We start from the raw sequence: 15,788 nt of genomic DNA, 5'->3' as shown, positions 1-15,788 counted from the left end.
TACCGCCGCCTAGACTCGTAAGGCCATGACCGACGCCCCACTCATCGTCCCCTCCACCGCCGGCCCACGCTCCTCGTCCTCGGAGTCCGCTGGTGCCTCCGACGACCTCCTCGCCGGCCTCAACCCGCAGCAACTCGAAGCGGTGACGTACCGCGGCCCGGCGCTGCTCATCGTGGCGGGTGCCGGGTCGGGAAAGACCAGCGTGCTGACGCGCCGCATCGCGTCGCTGCTGCGGGCCCGTGAGGCATGGCCGAGCCAGATCCTCGCGATCACGTTCACGAACAAGGCCGCAGGCGAGATGCGCGAGCGCGTCGGCGCACTCGTCGGCGAGGCATCCCGTGGCATGTGGATCTCGACCTTCCACTCCGCCTGCGTGCGGATCCTCCGTCGCGAGGCCGAGCAGTTCGGCTTCACCAAGTCGTTCACCATCTACGACTCCGGTGACTCCCGCGCCCTGCTCAAGCGACTGGTCAAGGAGCATGAGGCCGACGCGTATGGCCTGACTCCGGCATCCGTGCAGTCGCGCATCTCGAAACTCAAGAACGAGCTGTCGGATGCCGATTCCTACGCCCGCCAGGCCAACATGTCAGACCCGGCGGAGCGGATCTTCGTCGAGCTCTTCGCCGACTATCAGCGGCAGCTGCAGAAGGCGAATGCCTTCGACTTCGACGACCTCATCGGGCAGACCGTCTACCTGTTCCGCGCGTTCCCCGAGGTGGCGAACACCTACCGGCGCCGCTTCCGGCACATCCTCGTCGACGAGTACCAGGACACCAACCACGCCCAGTACTCGCTCATCCACGAGCTGACCCGGCCGGTGTCCAGCGAGGCGCCCGATCCATATGCCTCGAACGGCATGATGATCTTCGAACCCGAGACTTCGCCAGAGCTCGAGGGCGCATCGCTCACGGTGGTCGGCGATTCCGACCAGTCCATCTACGCCTTCCGCGGCGCGGACATCCGCAACATCAGCGAGTTCGAGCGGGACTTCCCCGGTGCGCGCGTCGTTCTGCTGGAGCAGAACTATCGCTCGACGCAGAACATCCTGTCGGCCGCGAACGCCGTGATCGGCAACAACTTCGACCGCAAGGACAAGAAGCTCTGGAGTGACAAGGGCGACGGCGACAAGATCGTCGGCTTCACCGGCTACTCGCAGCACGATGAGGCGCAGTTCGTCGCCGACGAGATCGAGGCGCTGCGTCGTGCGGGCATGCCGTACTCCGAGATGGCGGTCTTCTACCGCACGAATTCCCAGTCCCGTGCGCTCGAGGAGATCTTCATCCGCTCGGCCGTGCCGTACAAGGTCATGGGCGGCACCAAGTTCTACGACCGCGCCGAGATCAAGGACGCACTCGCCTATCTCGTGGCCGTCGCGAATCCCGCCGACGAGATGTCGGTGCGCCGCATCCTGAACAAGCCGAAGCGCGGCATCGGCGATGTCTCCGAGACGGCCATCGCCCGATTCGCCGAGGAGCATGGAATCTCCTTCCGCGACGCGCTGTCGCTGTCTGCGCAGCTCGGATTCGGCCCGAAGATCCAGGCCGCGATCGCCCAGCTCGACGCAGTCCTCGCCGAGGCGACCGCGATCATGCTGCCGGCGACCGGTGAGGTGCCGGCGCCGACGACGGTCGCCGACGGCCTCAGCCTGCTTCTCACGAAGAGCGGCTACCTCGACGCGCTGCGCAAGAGCCGCGACCCGCAGGACGAGGCGCGGGTCGAGAACCTCGACGAGTTCGTCGCCGTCGCCAGGGACTTCGCCCGTAACAATCCCGACGGCACGATCGTCGACTTCCTCACCGAGGTCGCCCTGGTCAGCGATGCCGACGATCTCGATGACGAATCCGGTTCGGTGTCGCTGATGACGATGCACACCGCCAAGGGCCTCGAGTACGACGCGGTGTTCGTCACCGGAGTCGAGGAGGATCTGATCCCGCACCGGATCTCGGCGGGGGAGCCGGGCGGCCCGCAGGAGGAGCGCCGGCTGTTCTACGTCGGCATCACCAGGGCTCGCAAGCGCCTGCACCTCTCGCTCGCCATGACCCGCGCGCAGTTCGGCGAGGTCACGGTCGCGATGCCGAGCCGCTTCCTGCAGGAGATCCCGGCCGGCCTCGTGGACTGGCGGCAGTCGCCAGGAGACGTGAACTCCCGCGGCGGCACGCAGTCCCGGGCGCTGAACGCCCGACGGCCCGGCGGCGGGTTCGGCTCGTCCGGTTCCGGAGACCGCTTCGGCGTCAAGCCCCTCTCCGGCGGCGACTCCCTCAAGCCGCTCTCCACGGCGATGGACAAGTTCCCGAACCGGGTGACGGCGAAGATGCGCGACAACGGCGATCTCGAACTCACCGCAGGCGACCGCATCCGCCACTCCGACTTCGGCGAGGGCCGGGTGGATGCCGTGACCGGCGAAGGCGCGAAGCGCATCGCCCACGTGCGATTCGACACCGCCGGGCAGAAGAAGCTGCTCATCAAGGTCGCCCCGATCGAGAAGATCTAGGCCCGGATCGAGGGTTAGGCTGGCAGATATGGGCCTTTTCTCCCGCAAGAAGACCGAAGAATCTCCGGCCGCAGCCCCGGAGTCCGCCGCTGACGACGACGTCACGATGAAAGCTCCTGCCGAGTCGTCGATCCCGGAGGCGGCCGCCGAAGTCGTCCCGTCGATCGGCATCTCCGTGCAGGCCTTCCGCGGTGTCGGCGCGGAGGCCGGTCCCGAGGTCTCGTTGCCCGACCCGGATGCCGCGCAGGCGAAGGCGTCTGCCCCGGCTTCCACTCCCGCAGCCCCGCAGGTCCCGGCTGCCCCCATGGAGCGCCGGCTTCCGCTGGCTCCGGTGCTGCCGCCCGAGCAGACCGAGACCGTGGCCGGCATGAAGGACAACGTCCTGTTGCGCGAGGCGCTGAAGGAGCTCACCGAGGGTGCGAGCAACGAGCAGCTCCTCGGCGTGCTGCGGCAGACCTTGCAGGGCCACCTGTACCTGCGCGTGCACGGTGATGCCCGCGCCCAGATCAGCGAGGGCAAGCCGCTCTCGATCGCGGTCGCTCGCGACGGCGAGCGGTCGTTCATGCTCGCCTTCAGCTCGGCCGCGGCGGTCCGCGACTCCGTCGCGCAGGAGACGGACCCGGCGGCGACGTCTGCGGTCGCCCAGCCCGTCACCTCGGTCCTGCAACAGGTCGTGGCCGGCGAGTTCACCGGTTTGATCGTCGACAACGCCTCGGCACCGCACCGTGTCGTCTTCCCGACCGAGCTGCTGCAGAAGGCGCTCGAGCAGACCGAGCCCGATCTGACGGTCAAGACGATCCTGGCGGCCCCTCGGCAGGCCGATTCCGCGGTCAAGGCCGGCGAGGCGCTCGCGTCGAAGCGCATGTGGGTGGCCGTGAACGACGGCAACGGATCGGGCCAGGTCGGCATCGCCGAGGCGCAGACGGCGGACGGCAAGCGGTTCCTGCAGCTGTTCTCGCATCCCCTCGAGGTCCTGGCGCTCGGTCGCGGCGACCGGCCCCTGCCGTTCGGGCCGGAACAGTTGGCGAAGGTGCTGACGAGCCATTCCGAGATGGCCGGCGTCATCATCGACCCCGCAGGTCCCTCGCTGGTCGTCGAGCGCGACGCGCTCGCGCCGGTTCTGGTGCTGGCCGTCGACCTCGGCGACTGACCCGGGGGTTCCCCGCTGGGCTGACGCGTCATAGGGTCGGAGCATGGCCTCCGAACGAGTGACCCTGACCGTCGCCGACCCTGACGGAGAACGCGAGGTCGCGCTCTCCAGTCCGAACCGCGAGGTGTGGCCCGAGCCCGGGATCACCAAGGCGGAACTCGCCGAGTACGCGCAGCTCGTGGCGGAGCCGTTCCTCGCGGCGAACGGGCACCGGCCGGTGTCGCTGGAGCGCTTCCGTGACGGCATAGGCAGTGAGGGATTCTTCTCGAAGAACCCGCCGAAGGGAACGCCCGACTACGTCGACGACGTCATGGTGACGTACAACAGCGGGCGGCAGCATCCGCAGATCGTCCTGACGCGGCCGTCGGCCATCGTCTGGGCCGTGCAGATGAACACCGTGGTCTTCCACCCCTGGGCGTCTCTGGCTGCGGATGCCGACAACCCGATCGAGCTGCGGATCGATCTGGACCCGCAACCGGGGACCGATTTCGCGGACGCCATCGTCGCCGCGCACGCTCTCCGGGAGGTGCTGGACGAAGCCGGCCTGACGGCCTTCATCAAGACCAGCGGCAACCGCGGCCTGCATGTGTTCGCGCCCATCGAACCGGTGCACGAGTTCCTGGTCGTGCGTCACGCGGTCATCGCCGCCGGCCGCGAGCTGGAGCGACGGATGCCGGACCAGGTGACGATGAACTGGTGGAAGGAGGAACGCGGCGAGAGGATCTTCGTCGACTTCAACCAGGCCAACCGCGATCGGACGATGGCCGGCGCCTACAGTCCGCGCGCGCTGCCCGGCGCGACCGTGTCGACGCCGGTGGCCTGGGACGAGCTGGACGGCTTGGACCCGCTGCAGTTCACCGTGCGCAGCATCCCGAAGCGGCTCTCCGAGGTCGGGGATCCGTGGGCGCACATGCAGGACGATCCGGGCCGGATCGACGTGCTGCTGGAATGGTGGGAGCGCGACAAGTCCGACGGTCTCGGCGAACTGCCGTTCCCGCCGGAGTTCCCGAAGATGCCGGGGGAGCCGCCGCGGGTGCAGCCGAGCAAGAAGGTCGCCGCGAACTGGGACGAGGACGGCTCCAGGTCCGACGGCTGATCACTCTCGACGGTCGTCCGGCGCGACTCGGAGGGCCAGCTTCCCGACGTAGTGATCGCCCAGAGCCCGGTGAGCGCTCGGTGCGTCGTCCAGCGCGAAGGTCCGGGCGATGTGAACCTCGAAGTCGCTCGAGTCGATGATCGCGTTCAGGCGTTCGGCGGCGGACCTGCTCCGGTCGCCGTCGTAGAAGGAGACCTTCTGTCGCAGCGCGTCCGATGGCAGCGGGTGGACGCCGTGCGGCCAGGCGATGCGCCCCGAGTCTTTGACCGCCCGGAGGGCTCGTTCGGCGGTTTCGCCGCCGACGGTGACCAGCGCCCCGTCCAGACCGCCGGGTGCGAACTCGGTTGCCGCGGCCAGCACATCGTCCCTTCGGCCGTCGACGACGGCGTCGGCGCCGAGGCGCCGGGCGAGGTCGACGCCGTCGTCGCCGGATGCCACGGCCAGCACCCGGAGTCCGCGATGCCGTGCCAGCTGAAGGGCGAGGTGGCCGATGCCGCCGCTGGCGCCGAACACCATGAGGGCGTCGCCCGGTTCCAGGTCGAGAAGGTCGAGGCCGCTCAGTGCGGTCAGCGCGTCCCATGCCATCGCGCCGGCCTGCGTGAACGGCATCCGCTCAGGCAGGGGAGCGACGTGCTCAGCCGCGACAACCCCGTACTCGGCGTAGAAGCCGCCACGGGGGAGCGGGGTCGTCGCGGCGTAGACGCGGTCGCCGACGCGGAACCGCGTGACGTCGCGCCCCACGGAAGCGACCGTGCCGGCCGCGTCCCAGCCGAGCACGTAGGGGAAGACGGTGGGAGTTCCGAAGACGCCGTCGAAGTCCCCGCGGCGCTCGGCGGCATCCCAGGACCCGACCCCGGCGACGTGCACGCGGATCAGGACGTCGTCGTCACCGACCTCCGGGACCGGGAGCATTCGCGTCTTCAGTTCCTCCGACTCGCCGAAGCGGTCGAGGACGACGGCCCTCATCGTGGGGCGGCCGGTCACCTGTTCGTCGGTCATCAGTTCCTCATCTGCTTGATCGGATCAAGCATCAGTGAAACACAGATGTTTGATTGCATCAATCATTTTGTCTACGCTGAGGCGATGGCACTTCCGAGCGGACCCACCTCGACGTCGTCGGATGCGGAATCGGTTCTGTTCGACCTGGTCGATGTGTACGACCGTGCCTATGGAATCGCGGCTGCGGAGCATTCGCTGAGCGCGGCCCAGGCCTGCGTACTCGGACGCGTCGGGGAGCGTCGCGGCATGGGCACACTCGCCGCCGAGCTCGGCTGCGATGCATCCAACATGACTCAGATCGTCGGTCGCCTCGAGGCCTTGGGTCTCGTGATCCGCGAACCGCATCCTGATGATCGCCGAGCCCGGCTGGTGGCGCGAACCGCGCGCGGAGAGGAGCTCAACCGCCGTTTCGAGGAGACCTTCACGTTCGCTCGCACGGCCGTCGGGCGACTCACCGCCGAGGAGCAGGACCAGTTGACGGCGCTGCTGCGCAAGGCGCTGGGTCAGGCCAGCACATCGGCGAGGTCGTAGCCGGCGACCGTGTCGAGCTGGTCGTAGGTGCACGATCGCGCTTCGCGGTCGGGGCGCCAGCGTTCGAACTGCACGGTGTGCCGGAACCGCGCTCCCTCGAGCTGGTCGTAGCGCACCTCGAGCACCCGCTCCGGGCGCAGGCGCACGAACGAGACGTCCTTCGCCCCGCTGAACCGGGAGCGCTCGCCTTCGCCGGTGACCGCCTCTCCCGATTCGTCGCGCTCGACCAGGGGCGCGAGCTCGGTGACGAGCTCCTGGCGTCGCTTGTCGCTCCACGCCGCCACGCCGCCGACCTGACGCAGCACACCGTCGGCGTCGTAGAGGCCCACCAGGAGCGACCCCACGCCCGATCCCGACTTGTGGATGCGGTAGCCGAGCGCCACCACGTCGGCGGTGCGGGCGTGCTTGATCTTGACGAGAGTCCGCTTGCCGGGGGCGTACGGCTGGTCGAGCGGCTTGGCGACGACGCCGTCGAGTCCGGCGCCCTCGAACTCGGCGAGCCAGCGGACAGCCGCATCGCGATCCCGCGTGGTGCGGGTCAGATGGAACGGGTGGTCGACGCCGTCGAAGAGCTTCTCGAGGCGTGCCCTCCGCTCATGGAACGGCGTGTCCAGCAGATCGTCGTCGCCCTCGGCGAGCAGATCGAAAGCGACGAACATCGCCGGGGTCTCTGCCGCGAGCCGGGTCACGCGCGAGGCGGCGGGGTGGATGCGCTGGCTCAGCGCCTCCCAGTCCAGTCGCTGCGCTCCGCCCTCGCCGGTGGCGACCACGATCTCGCCGTCGAGGAGGCATGGGCCCGGCAGCAGCCGGAGGGCCGCGTCGACGAGCTCGGGGAAGTAGCGGGTGAGGGGTTTCGCGCCGCGGGAGCCGATCTCGACCGAATCGCCGTCCCACGCGAGGATCCCGCGGAAGCCGTCCCATTTCGGCTCGAACAGCAGGCCTCCAGTGGTCTTCGCCGGGTCCGGAACGGCCGCGGCCGCCTTCGCGAGCATCGGGGCGGGGATCACGTAGCGCATGGCTCCATCCTGGACCGACTGCGCGGTCAGCGATAGGTCAGGCGAAGAGGTCGTCGAGGGTGACGGCGCGGTCGGCATCCGCCAGCGCCGTGCGCGCCGCGTGCCAGCCGGCCATGCCGTTCACGCCGGGACCTGGTGGGGTGGATGCGGAGGCGAGATACACGCCGCGCATCGGCGTGCGCCAGGGAGCGGGCGACAGCGAGGGGCGGCGCACCGCCTGCAACAGCGTGAACGCGCCTCCGAAGATGTCGCCGCCGATCGCCGCGGGGTTGATCGCCTCGCGCTCGGATGCACGGACGGCGTGACTGGCGAGGATGCGATCGCGGAATCCGGGTGCGAAGCGTTCGATCTGACGCGTGATCGCCTCGGTGGGGTCGAAGTCGGAGTCCGCGGGGACGTGCATGTACGCCCACAGGACCGCCTTGCCCTCCGGCGCCCGCGTGGCGTCGAGCCCCGACGGCTGCACCGCCAGCACGTACGGCCGTTCGGAGATGCGTCCGCGTGCGACTGCGTTCTCACTGGCCCACACCTCGGCGCGGGTGCCGCCCACGTGCACGGTGGGTGCGAGCGCGACCTCCGGGTGCTCCCACGGAACAGGACCGTCGAGAGCGAAGTCGACCTTCGCCGCCGCCGCGCCGTACCGATACTGACGCAGTGCGCGTGCGTAGTGCGAAGGGATGCGGGGCAGGGTCAGCGCCAGCCGCGGCGACCCGTTCAGCAGCAGCAGGTCGCCCTGCTCGGGGTCTCCCCAGTCGAGGGAAGCGAGATCCCGGATGCGGGTTCCTGTCTCGATCGCTCCGCCGTGGGCTTCGAGGTCGGCGCGGAGCGCGTCGGCGATCGTCTGGGCTCCGCCCCGTGGATACGCCCAGCCGCCCGCGTGGGCGAGGGCGGCGAGCAGCAGGCCGGCGGCGGCGGATGTCAGGGAGGGGAGCGCGGTGTTGGCGTGTGCGACGACTCCGGAGATCAGTGCGGCTGCCTCCTCGGTGCGGAAGGCATGCTTGGCCAGAGGAGTTCCCTGGTCCAGCATCCGCAGCGCGAAGCGGACGGCTGTGATCGGATGCCGCGGCACCCGCAGCAGCGACCCGCCCGTGAAATCGAGCACGCCGTCGATGTGCGAACTCAACGGGCGCAACAGCGCTCGCCACCGCTTCGCATCCGGTCCCAGGGCGTCGGCCGTGCGTTCGAGGTCGTGCCAGGCGATCGCGGCTCGCCCGCCGTCGAGCGGATGGGCGTACGCCGCTTCGGGGACGATCCAGTCGAGTCGTTCGCCGAGGCCGAAGGCGCGGAAGAACGGCGAGTCGTACGCCCCGGGGTGCACCGCCGATCCGATGTCGTGCACGAAGCCGGGGAGCGTGGACTGAGCGCTGCTCACACCGCCGCCGATGATCGGCGCCGCTTCGAGGACCCGCACCTGGTAGCCGGCCCGGGCGAGCGTCACGGCTGCCGAGAGGCCGTTCGGTCCCGAGCCGATGATCGTCGCGCGTGCCATGAACCGAGTCTTTCATGCGGCTGTTCGGTGCTCAATCGGCCCGTCGGAACGAGAAGTGGTATCCGGGCGCCGCCGCAGGTGAGATCCTGGAGAGGATGAATGAAGTTCAGGGGCCAACCCCCGCAGGCACGTCCCGTCCATACAAGTCCCTGCCGGAAGCGCTGCGCGCGCACCGGATCGCCGTCGAGGACTACGAGTACATCTCCGCCCTCCTCAACCAGGTCGGCATCACGAGCCTGATCGACCGCGGCCGCTACATCGAGGCGATCCGTCGCGGCGAAGGCGCACCTCTGCACATCGGCAAGACCTACACCAACGGTTTCACCGAGGACGAGCAGATCGTCGTGGGGTCTCGCCCCGCCGTCCTGCAGCCGAGCGAAGGGCGCCCGCCGTACTTCTACGTGACGCACCCGAGCAAGATCGCCGGCGCCACGCCTCCGGCGCGTGCGAAGCACCCGTCGCGTCCGCGCACCGCGACCCCGCGCACGGCGACGCCGGGAAGCGACCGCACGACGCCGACGAACGAGCGCGACTACGGCGTGTGCGACGTGTGCTTCATGGTCCGCGGCGCCGCCGGCAACTGCGGCTGCACCTGAGCCTCGAGGCGAGGGACCTCTAGACGAAGGCGCTCATCCCGGTGATGTCGCGGCCGAGCAGCAGCGCCTGCACGCTCTCGGTTCCTTCGTAGGTGTGGATGGCCTCGATGTCGGCCATGTGCTGCATGACGCCGTTCTCCAGCAGGATGCCGTTGCCGCCGAGGAGATCGCGGGCGAGCGAGGCGATCCGGCGCGCGGCTCGGGTGTTGTGGAACTTCGCGAGCGAGGCCTGCGTCGGGCGCAGTTCGCCGGCCGTCTCGAGGTCGGCGAGCCGGCGGCAGTAGAGCTGCATCGCGGTGAGGTCCTCGAGCATGTGCGTGAGTCGTTCCTGCACCATCTGGAACTTCGCGAGCGGCTTGCCGAACTGCACGCGCTGGGTCGCGTACGCGAGGGCCGCCTCGTAGCATGCGGTGGCATGGCCCAGGGCCGACCAGGCGACCCCGGATCGGGTCGCGTAGAGCACCGTCGAGGCGTCCTTGAAGCTCTTCGCTCCCGGCAGAACGGCATCGAGCGGCACACGCACGTCGTCGAAGAGGATGTGCGCCTGGTGGATGGCGCGCAACGAGCCCTTTCCGCGGATGGGCGTGCCGATGTACCCGGGAGTCTCCTGTTCGACGAGGAAGCAGCGCACCGCGCCGTGTTCTGCGGCGCTCTCGTCGTCAACCCGCGCCCACACGAAGGTGACGCCCCCTGAGGCGCCGTTCCCGATCCATTTCTTCGCACCGCGGATGACCCAGGAGTCGCCATCGCGCCGGGCGACGGTCTCCAGCGACACCGAGTCCGAGCCGTGGTCGGGTTCGGTGAGCGCGAAGGAGCCGAAGACCGAGCCGTCGGCCATGCCGGTCAGCCACTTCTCCTGCTGCTCCGGCGACCCGAACAGCGCGAGTGTGCGCAGCGCGAGGCCGCCTTGCACGGCGAGCACGGTTCCCAGCGATCCGTCGCCGCGCGAGATCTCCATGTTCACGAGTCCGGCGGCCAGCGGCGAGAGCCGCGTGAGAGAGGGATGCTCGATGCCGTCGACGACGAGATCCATCTCGCCCATGCGGCGGGCGGCGTCGAGCGGGTACTCCGCGCGGTCCCAGGCATCGGCCATCCGGGGTCCGACCTCGTCGATGTACGCCTTCGCGCGATCCCACGCCGCGCGGTCGTCCGCAGGGATATCGGCGAACACGGCGTAGTAGTCGCTGTCGAGCCGCGAGGTCGTGTCGTAGCTCTCGACGCTCTGGCCGGGGTAGGGGAGGGCTTCATCGCTCATAGTGCCGCCACTCTACTCCTTGGCGGCATTGAGTTTCATATGCTCAGGGACTGAGTTTCACCCCAACCGTCAGGCGGTCAGCCCAGTTCGTTTCGCAGCCGACGGGAGATCTCGGCCATCGGCATCGACCGGGGGAACACGGCCACGACGACGTCGTCGGGTGCGGAGGCGGATGCCTCGGGGCCGACGCCGTAGCGACGACGAGCGTCGGCGAGAGCATCCTGCAGCGTGGAGATCGGCACGCGCTTCGTGTCTCGCAGCAGCTGGCGCAGCACGTGGTTGTGCACCGCGGTGACGAGGGCGGAGTAGCCGACGGCGTCGAGCGGGTCGAGACCGGGCAGAGAGCTGCGCAGGTACTCGTCGAACAGGCGCTCGTAGCGGAACACCGTGATGATCTCCCGGCCGCGCAGTGCCGGCACCTCGCGCACGATCTGGTAGCGGCGGCGGGCCATCTCGGGATCGCGGGCGAAATGGGCGAAGACCCGCTCGGATGCGTCGCACACTGCGATCCATGGATCGTCGTGTCCCTCGGCGAGGAAGGCGCGGACTTCTTCGAGCAGTACCTCGTGGTCGGCGAAGACCACGTCCTCCTTGCCGCCGAACTGGCGGAAGAACGTCGAACGGGAGACGCCCGCGGCCTTCGCGATCTGCTCCACCGATGTCTGGTCGTATCCCTGCTGCTGGAACAGTTCGAGCGCTGCGGCGACGACGGCGGAGCGCGGTTCTGCGGAGTCATGCATAGCGAGAAGCCTAGACCTGCGCCAGAGCGACGACGAGTGTCATGACGAGGGCCGTCCGGCGGGGCGTTCAGCCAGTAGTAGGCTGGTTTCTCGGGTCGATTCATCGATCGGCAACCGACATTCTGTCGCGTCCCACCCGCCGCAACCAGCGAAGGACTGCACGTGGATCTCTACGAGTACCAGGCACGAGACCTTTTCGAGAAGTACGGGGTGCCGGTTCTCGCCGGTATCGTCGCGGACACTCCTGAGGAGGTGAAAGCGGCTGCCGAGAAGATCGGCGGTGTCGTCGTCGTGAAGGCTCAGGTCAAGACCGGTGGTCGCGGCAAGGCCGGCGGCGTCAAGGTCGCCAAGACTCCCGACGAGGCGTACGAGGCCGCGAAGGCGATCCTCGGCCTCGACATCAAGGGCCACGTCGTCAAGCGCGTCATGGTCGCCCAGGGTGCGGCGATCGCTGAGGAGTTCTACTTCTCGGTGCTGCTCGACCGTGCGAACCGCTCGTACCTGAGCCTGTGCTCGGTCGAGGGCGGCATGGAGATCGAGGTGCTCGCCGTCGAGAAGCCCGAGGCGCTCGCACGCGTCGAGGTGAACCCGCTCACCGGCATCGACAAGGCGAAGGCGGTCGAGATCGCCCGCGCGGCGAACTTCCCCGAAGACCTCATCGAGAAGGTCTCCGACGTGTTCGTGAAGCTCTACGAGGTCTACAAGGGCGAAGACGCCACCCTCGTCGAGGTCAACCCGCTCGTCCGCACCGAGGACGGCGAGATCATCGCCCTCGACGGCAAGGTCACGCTCGACGAGAACGCCTCCGAGATCCGCCACCCCGAGCACGAGGCGCTCGAGGACAAGGACGCCGCAGACCCGCTCGAGGCCAAGGCCAAGCAGAGCGGCCTCAACTACGTGAAGCTCGACGGCGAGGTCGGCATCATCGGCAACGGCGCAGGGCTCGTCATGTCCACGCTCGACGTGGTCGCCTACGCAGGCGAGAACCACAACGGCGTGAAGCCGGCGAACTTCCTCGACATCGGCGGCGGCGCGAACGCGCAGATCATGGCCGCGGGCCTCGACGTCATCCTCGGTGACCCGCAGGTCAAGAGCGTGTTCGTCAACGTGTTCGGCGGGATCACCTCGTGCGTCGCCGTTGCGGACGGCATCGTGAAGGCGCTCGAGATCCTGGGCGACGCTGCGACCAAGCCTCTGGTCGTCCGCCTGGACGGCAACCAGGTCGAGGAGGGGCGCGCGATCCTCGCGCAGGCGAACCACCCGCTCGTCACCGTCGCCGCCACCATGGACGAGGGCGCCGACAAGGCCGCCGAGCTCGCCAACGCCTGACGCCCAAGAGACACAAGGACTGAAGAAATGTCGATCTACCTCAACAAGGACTCCAAGGTCATCGTCCAGGGCATCACCGGCGGCGAGGGCACCAAGCACACGGCGCTCATGCTCAAGGCGGGCACGAACATCGTCGGCGGCGTGAACGCGCGCAAGGCCGGCACCACCGTCACCCACGAGAAGCCGCACGAGGGCGAAGTGGACCTCCCCGTCTTCGGCTCGGTCGCCGAGGCGATGAAGGAGACCGGCGCTGACGTGTCGATCGCCTTCGTCCCCGGCGCGTTCACCAAGGACGCGATGATCGAGGCCATCGATGCCGAGATCCCCCTGCTGGTCGTCATCACCGAGGGTGTTCCCGTCGGCGACGCGGCCGAGGCATGGGCCTACGCGCAGAGCAAGGGCAACAAGACCCGCATCATCGGTCCGAACTGCCCCGGCATCATCACCCCGGGTGAGGCGCTGGTCGGCATCACCCCGGCCAACATCACCGGCAAGGGACCGATCGGCCTCGTGTCGAAGTCGGGCACCCTGACCTACCAGATGATGTTCGAGCTGCGCGACCTGGGCTTCTCCACGGCGATCGGCATCGGCGGAGACCCGATCATCGGCACCACGCACATCGATGCGCTCGCCGCGTTCGAGGCCGACCCCGAGACCAAGGCGATCGTCATGATCGGCGAGATCGGCGGCGACGCCGAGGAGCGGGCAGCGGACTACATCAAGGCGCACGTCACCAAGCCGGTGGTCGGCTACGTCGCGGGATTCACCGCTCCCGAAGGCAAGACCATGGGCCACGCCGGCGCCATCGTCTCCGGCTCGGCCGGTACCGCTCAGGCGAAGAAGGAGGCCCTCGAGGCCGCCGGAGTCAAGGTCGGCAAGACGCCGAGCGAGACCGCTGACCTGATGCGTGCGATCATCGAGTCGCTCTAGCACCAGGCGTTCGGAAGGCCCCGGGTTACGACTCGGGGCCTTCTGCGTGCGTGGGGCACGAAGATCCGACGGCACCGGATGGCCGAGGACAGCGTTGAGAGGTCTTCGATTTGTATGCTAACGTATCGAATTGTTAGCGCGCACAATTTTGCCGCGCGCACAGGTCGCTGGGGCCTTTCACGACAAATCTGGGGAGAGTATCTTGACGCATTCTCGCGCGCTCGCGCACACCACATCCGATCACGGCATCAACCGCCGAACGGTCATCAAGGCGGCCGCCTGGTCGATGCCGGTGATCGCCGTCGCGGTGGCCACGCCGCTGGCTGCCGCATCCACCACGCCGACGGAGTGCGTCGTCATTCCCGTCGGCGGGTTCCAGGTCCTCGGTGGACCGCTGTCCAGCGACGGAGCGATCGGTTCGTTCCCCACCGCTGACGGCCTCTTCGGAACGGGGTGGACTCCGGCCAAGGCGCCGACTGGCGACTCGGTCAACGGATACGTGCAGACCGACCACGCTGTCGCTCCCACCCCTGCCAGCTGGTGGCAGAGCGGTGGCCAGGTCAACGAGACCGGCTTCCTCTCCCTGGACGACCACGACAACACCGACGGAGCCTCACAGGTGCCGGTGTCGGTGGCGCTGCAGTTCGCGGTCGAGGTGAACGAGGGAGTCTCGTACGAGTTCATGCTGCCGGTCTACACCTCGGCCGGTTACCTCGGCACTCAGCACCTGGACGTCTCGATCGCCGGGGCAGGCGTCGTGGTGCCCAACGCCGTTCAGGGGTACGTGGGCGACAAGGCCATCTCGGTCGACAACCCCGCGCTGTCCGCATACCCGGCATTCGCCGCCTCGCAGACGCCGATCGTCTCGTTCACGCCGACGTCGACCGGCACGGTCCTCTTCTCGTACACGTTCACCCTCGCGTACGTGACCGGCGGCGCTCGCCAGAACGCCGACATCATGGTGCAGGCCCCGCAGCTGCTCGGCTGCTTCTGACCAAGACGGTATGATCGTAGAGAAGGCCCCGGACTCCACTCTGGGGCCTTCTTCATGCCCGGATCACGTCACGCGGGGATGATCGCGTCCAGGAGCAGATCCAGGGCGCGATGAGCGCTCTCGCGAGTTGCCTCATCCCTCGGCTGCTGTGAGAGCCACAGGGCCAGCTCGTTCATGGCTCCGGAAAGCGCTGCGGTCACGGCGTCGAGCAGGGCGGATGCCACTCCCGCGTCCGCCAGGCCCTCACGAAGCTGAGTCTCGGCACCTTCGGCATCTCCACGTCGCCATTCCGCCCAGCTGAGTGCCGCCGGCCCTTCCACGAGCAGCACGCGGGCCGCGGCTCCGCGGGTGATCGCATCGAGGAAGGCGTGGCTTCCGATGCGGAGGGCGTCGGCGGCATCCTGCCCGGCCGTCGCGGCGACGATCGCGTCGGCGACGAGCTGCTGCTGGGCGGCCGCCACAGCCGCGAACAGCCGCGGCTTGGATGCGTAGTGGTGATAGACCGCGCCTCGGGTGACTCCGGCCGACCGCGCGATGTCGTCGACGGATGCGGCGGCCACGCCGTGTTCGGCGAAATGTGCGGTCGCCGACTCAAGGATCCTGCGGGCTGTCTCGGCCGCTTCGGCGGCGGATGCTCTGGGCATGGGCTTCCCTTACATGCGGTGTGTATGTATCCTATCCGAAAGATACAAACAGGCTGTATGTAAAAGGAGAGACGATGAAGATCACGAGCTTCTACCCGGTGCTGATGGTCGACGACGTCGCCGTAGCCACGCGGTTCTACCGCGAGGTGCTCGGCTTCGAGGTGACGTTCGAGGCGGACTGGTACGTGAGTCTGCGCTTCGCCGGCGGCGAGCTGGCGATCCTCGATCGCAGCCACCAGACGATTCCGGAAGGCTTCCGCGAACCCGTGCGGGGACTTCTGCTGAACGTGGAGGTGCCGGACGCGACGGCGGAGCACGCGCGGATGGTCGGCGAACTCGGCCACGCCGAGCGGCTTCCGCTGCGTGACGAGGCGTTCGGGCAGCGCCACTTCATCATCGAGGCGCCGGGCGGCGTGCTCATCGACGTCATCGAGCCGATCGAGCCGTCTCCCGAGTTCGCCGCGGCCTACACCGGCTGAGGTGCACGCCGAGGAGGGAGGGGCGGATGCTGCAGCATCCGCCCCTCCC

At 68.5% G+C, this 15,788-nt stretch carries 15 protein-coding genes; 9 read left to right on the top strand and 6 right to left on the bottom strand.

What is annotated here, in order from left to right; all coding sequences use genetic code 11:
• The first annotated feature begins 25 nt into the window (after window positions 1-25).
• From CUR96_RS15795 to ligD, 3 genes are read left to right on the top strand one after another with little or no spacing between them, the layout of a single operon-like run.
• Window positions 26-2,491, top strand: coding sequence for an ATP-dependent helicase (locus CUR96_RS15795; RefSeq protein ID WP_102194297.1), 2,466 nt, complete (start codon window positions 26-28; stop codon window positions 2,489-2,491).
• Window positions 2,492-2,519: 28 nt separating this feature from the next.
• Window positions 2,520-3,641 carry an SseB family protein gene (locus CUR96_RS15790; RefSeq protein WP_102194296.1) on the top strand — a complete coding sequence of 374 codons (1,122 nt, stop codon included), beginning with the start codon at window positions 2,520-2,522 and terminating at the stop codon, window positions 3,639-3,641.
• 43 nt (window positions 3,642-3,684) lie between these two features.
• Window positions 3,685-4,737: a non-homologous end-joining DNA ligase gene (gene ligD, locus CUR96_RS15785; RefSeq protein ID WP_102194295.1), complete on the top strand. Its 1,053-nt coding sequence runs from the start codon at window positions 3,685-3,687 to the stop codon at window positions 4,735-4,737.
• Here the strand turns inward: ligD and CUR96_RS15780 are convergent, their stop codons facing one another.
• The gene (locus CUR96_RS15780) at window positions 4,738-5,736 is read right to left on the bottom strand and encodes a quinone oxidoreductase family protein (protein ID WP_219722008.1); all 999 of its coding nucleotides are present in this window, start codon (window positions 5,734-5,736) and stop codon (window positions 4,738-4,740) included. It abuts the gene before it with no gap.
• An 84-nt stretch (window positions 5,737-5,820) separates the two neighbouring features.
• On the opposite strand from CUR96_RS15780, the gene CUR96_RS15775 reads away from it, so the two are divergent.
• Window positions 5,821-6,267, top strand: coding sequence for a MarR family winged helix-turn-helix transcriptional regulator (locus tag CUR96_RS15775; protein ID WP_102194294.1), 447 nt, complete (start codon window positions 5,821-5,823; stop codon window positions 6,265-6,267).
• On the opposite strand, the gene CUR96_RS15770 is transcribed toward CUR96_RS15775, so the two are convergent.
• Both CUR96_RS15770 and CUR96_RS15765 read right to left on the bottom strand, forming a co-directional pair.
• Complete coding sequence (locus CUR96_RS15770; protein ID WP_102194293.1) at window positions 6,240-7,283, bottom strand: ATP-dependent DNA ligase; 1,044 nt, start codon at window positions 7,281-7,283, stop codon at window positions 6,240-6,242. The two genes, CUR96_RS15775 and CUR96_RS15770, sit on opposite strands and share 28 nt — an antisense overlap.
• Before the next feature lie 37 nt (window positions 7,284-7,320).
• Window positions 7,321-8,772: a phytoene desaturase family protein gene (locus CUR96_RS15765; protein ID WP_102194292.1), complete on the bottom strand. Its 1,452-nt coding sequence runs from the start codon at window positions 8,770-8,772 to the stop codon at window positions 7,321-7,323.
• Between the two features lie 95 nt (window positions 8,773-8,867).
• Between CUR96_RS15765 and CUR96_RS15760 the strand changes: the two genes are divergently transcribed.
• On the top strand, window positions 8,868-9,368 hold the full coding sequence (locus CUR96_RS15760) for a hypothetical protein (RefSeq protein WP_146008167.1): 501 nt from the start codon (window positions 8,868-8,870) through the stop codon (window positions 9,366-9,368).
• A 19-nt stretch (window positions 9,369-9,387) separates the two neighbouring features.
• Here CUR96_RS15760 and CUR96_RS15755 read toward each other — a convergent pair whose 3' ends face one another.
• Both CUR96_RS15755 and CUR96_RS15750 read right to left on the bottom strand, forming a co-directional pair.
• Window positions 9,388-10,623, bottom strand: a complete 1,236-nt coding sequence (locus CUR96_RS15755; RefSeq protein WP_102194290.1) for an acyl-CoA dehydrogenase family protein — start codon at window positions 10,621-10,623, stop codon at window positions 9,388-9,390.
• A gap of 77 nt (window positions 10,624-10,700) precedes the next feature.
• On the bottom strand, window positions 10,701-11,363 hold the full coding sequence (locus CUR96_RS15750; protein ID WP_102194289.1) for a TetR/AcrR family transcriptional regulator: 663 nt from the start codon (window positions 11,361-11,363) through the stop codon (window positions 10,701-10,703).
• Window positions 11,364-11,525: 162 nt separating this feature from the next.
• On the opposite strand from CUR96_RS15750, the gene sucC reads away from it, so the two are divergent.
• The 3 genes from sucC (at window position 11,526) to CUR96_RS15735 (ending at window position 14,616) form a co-directional block, all read left to right on the top strand.
• The gene (sucC, locus tag CUR96_RS15745; protein WP_102194288.1) at window positions 11,526-12,692 is read left to right on the top strand and encodes an ADP-forming succinate--CoA ligase subunit beta; all 1,167 of its coding nucleotides are present in this window, start codon (window positions 11,526-11,528) and stop codon (window positions 12,690-12,692) included.
• Between the two features lie 27 nt (window positions 12,693-12,719).
• Window positions 12,720-13,622 carry a succinate--CoA ligase subunit alpha gene (gene sucD / locus CUR96_RS15740; protein WP_102194287.1) on the top strand — a complete coding sequence of 301 codons (903 nt, stop codon included), beginning with the start codon at window positions 12,720-12,722 and terminating at the stop codon, window positions 13,620-13,622.
• 202 nt (window positions 13,623-13,824) lie between these two features.
• Entirely contained in the window at window positions 13,825-14,616 is a 792-nt protein-coding gene (locus CUR96_RS15735) for a hypothetical protein (protein ID WP_102194286.1), read from the top strand.
• Between the two features lie 68 nt (window positions 14,617-14,684).
• Here the strand turns inward: CUR96_RS15735 and CUR96_RS15730 are convergent, their stop codons facing one another.
• Window positions 14,685-15,260: a TetR/AcrR family transcriptional regulator gene (locus CUR96_RS15730; protein ID WP_102194285.1), complete on the bottom strand. Its 576-nt coding sequence runs from the start codon at window positions 15,258-15,260 to the stop codon at window positions 14,685-14,687.
• A 74-nt stretch (window positions 15,261-15,334) separates the two neighbouring features.
• On the opposite strand from CUR96_RS15730, the gene CUR96_RS15725 reads away from it, so the two are divergent.
• Complete coding sequence (locus tag CUR96_RS15725; RefSeq protein WP_102194284.1) at window positions 15,335-15,739, top strand: VOC family protein; 405 nt, start codon at window positions 15,335-15,337, stop codon at window positions 15,737-15,739.
• The last annotated feature ends 49 nt before the right edge of the window (window positions 15,740-15,788 follow it).

The sequence above is a fragment of the Microbacterium aurantiacum genome (assembly GCF_002872075.1).
GTDB lineage: Bacteria > Actinomycetota > Actinomycetes > Actinomycetales > Microbacteriaceae > Microbacterium > Microbacterium aurantiacum_A.
This window is presented reverse-complemented; position numbering and strand designations above follow the sequence as displayed.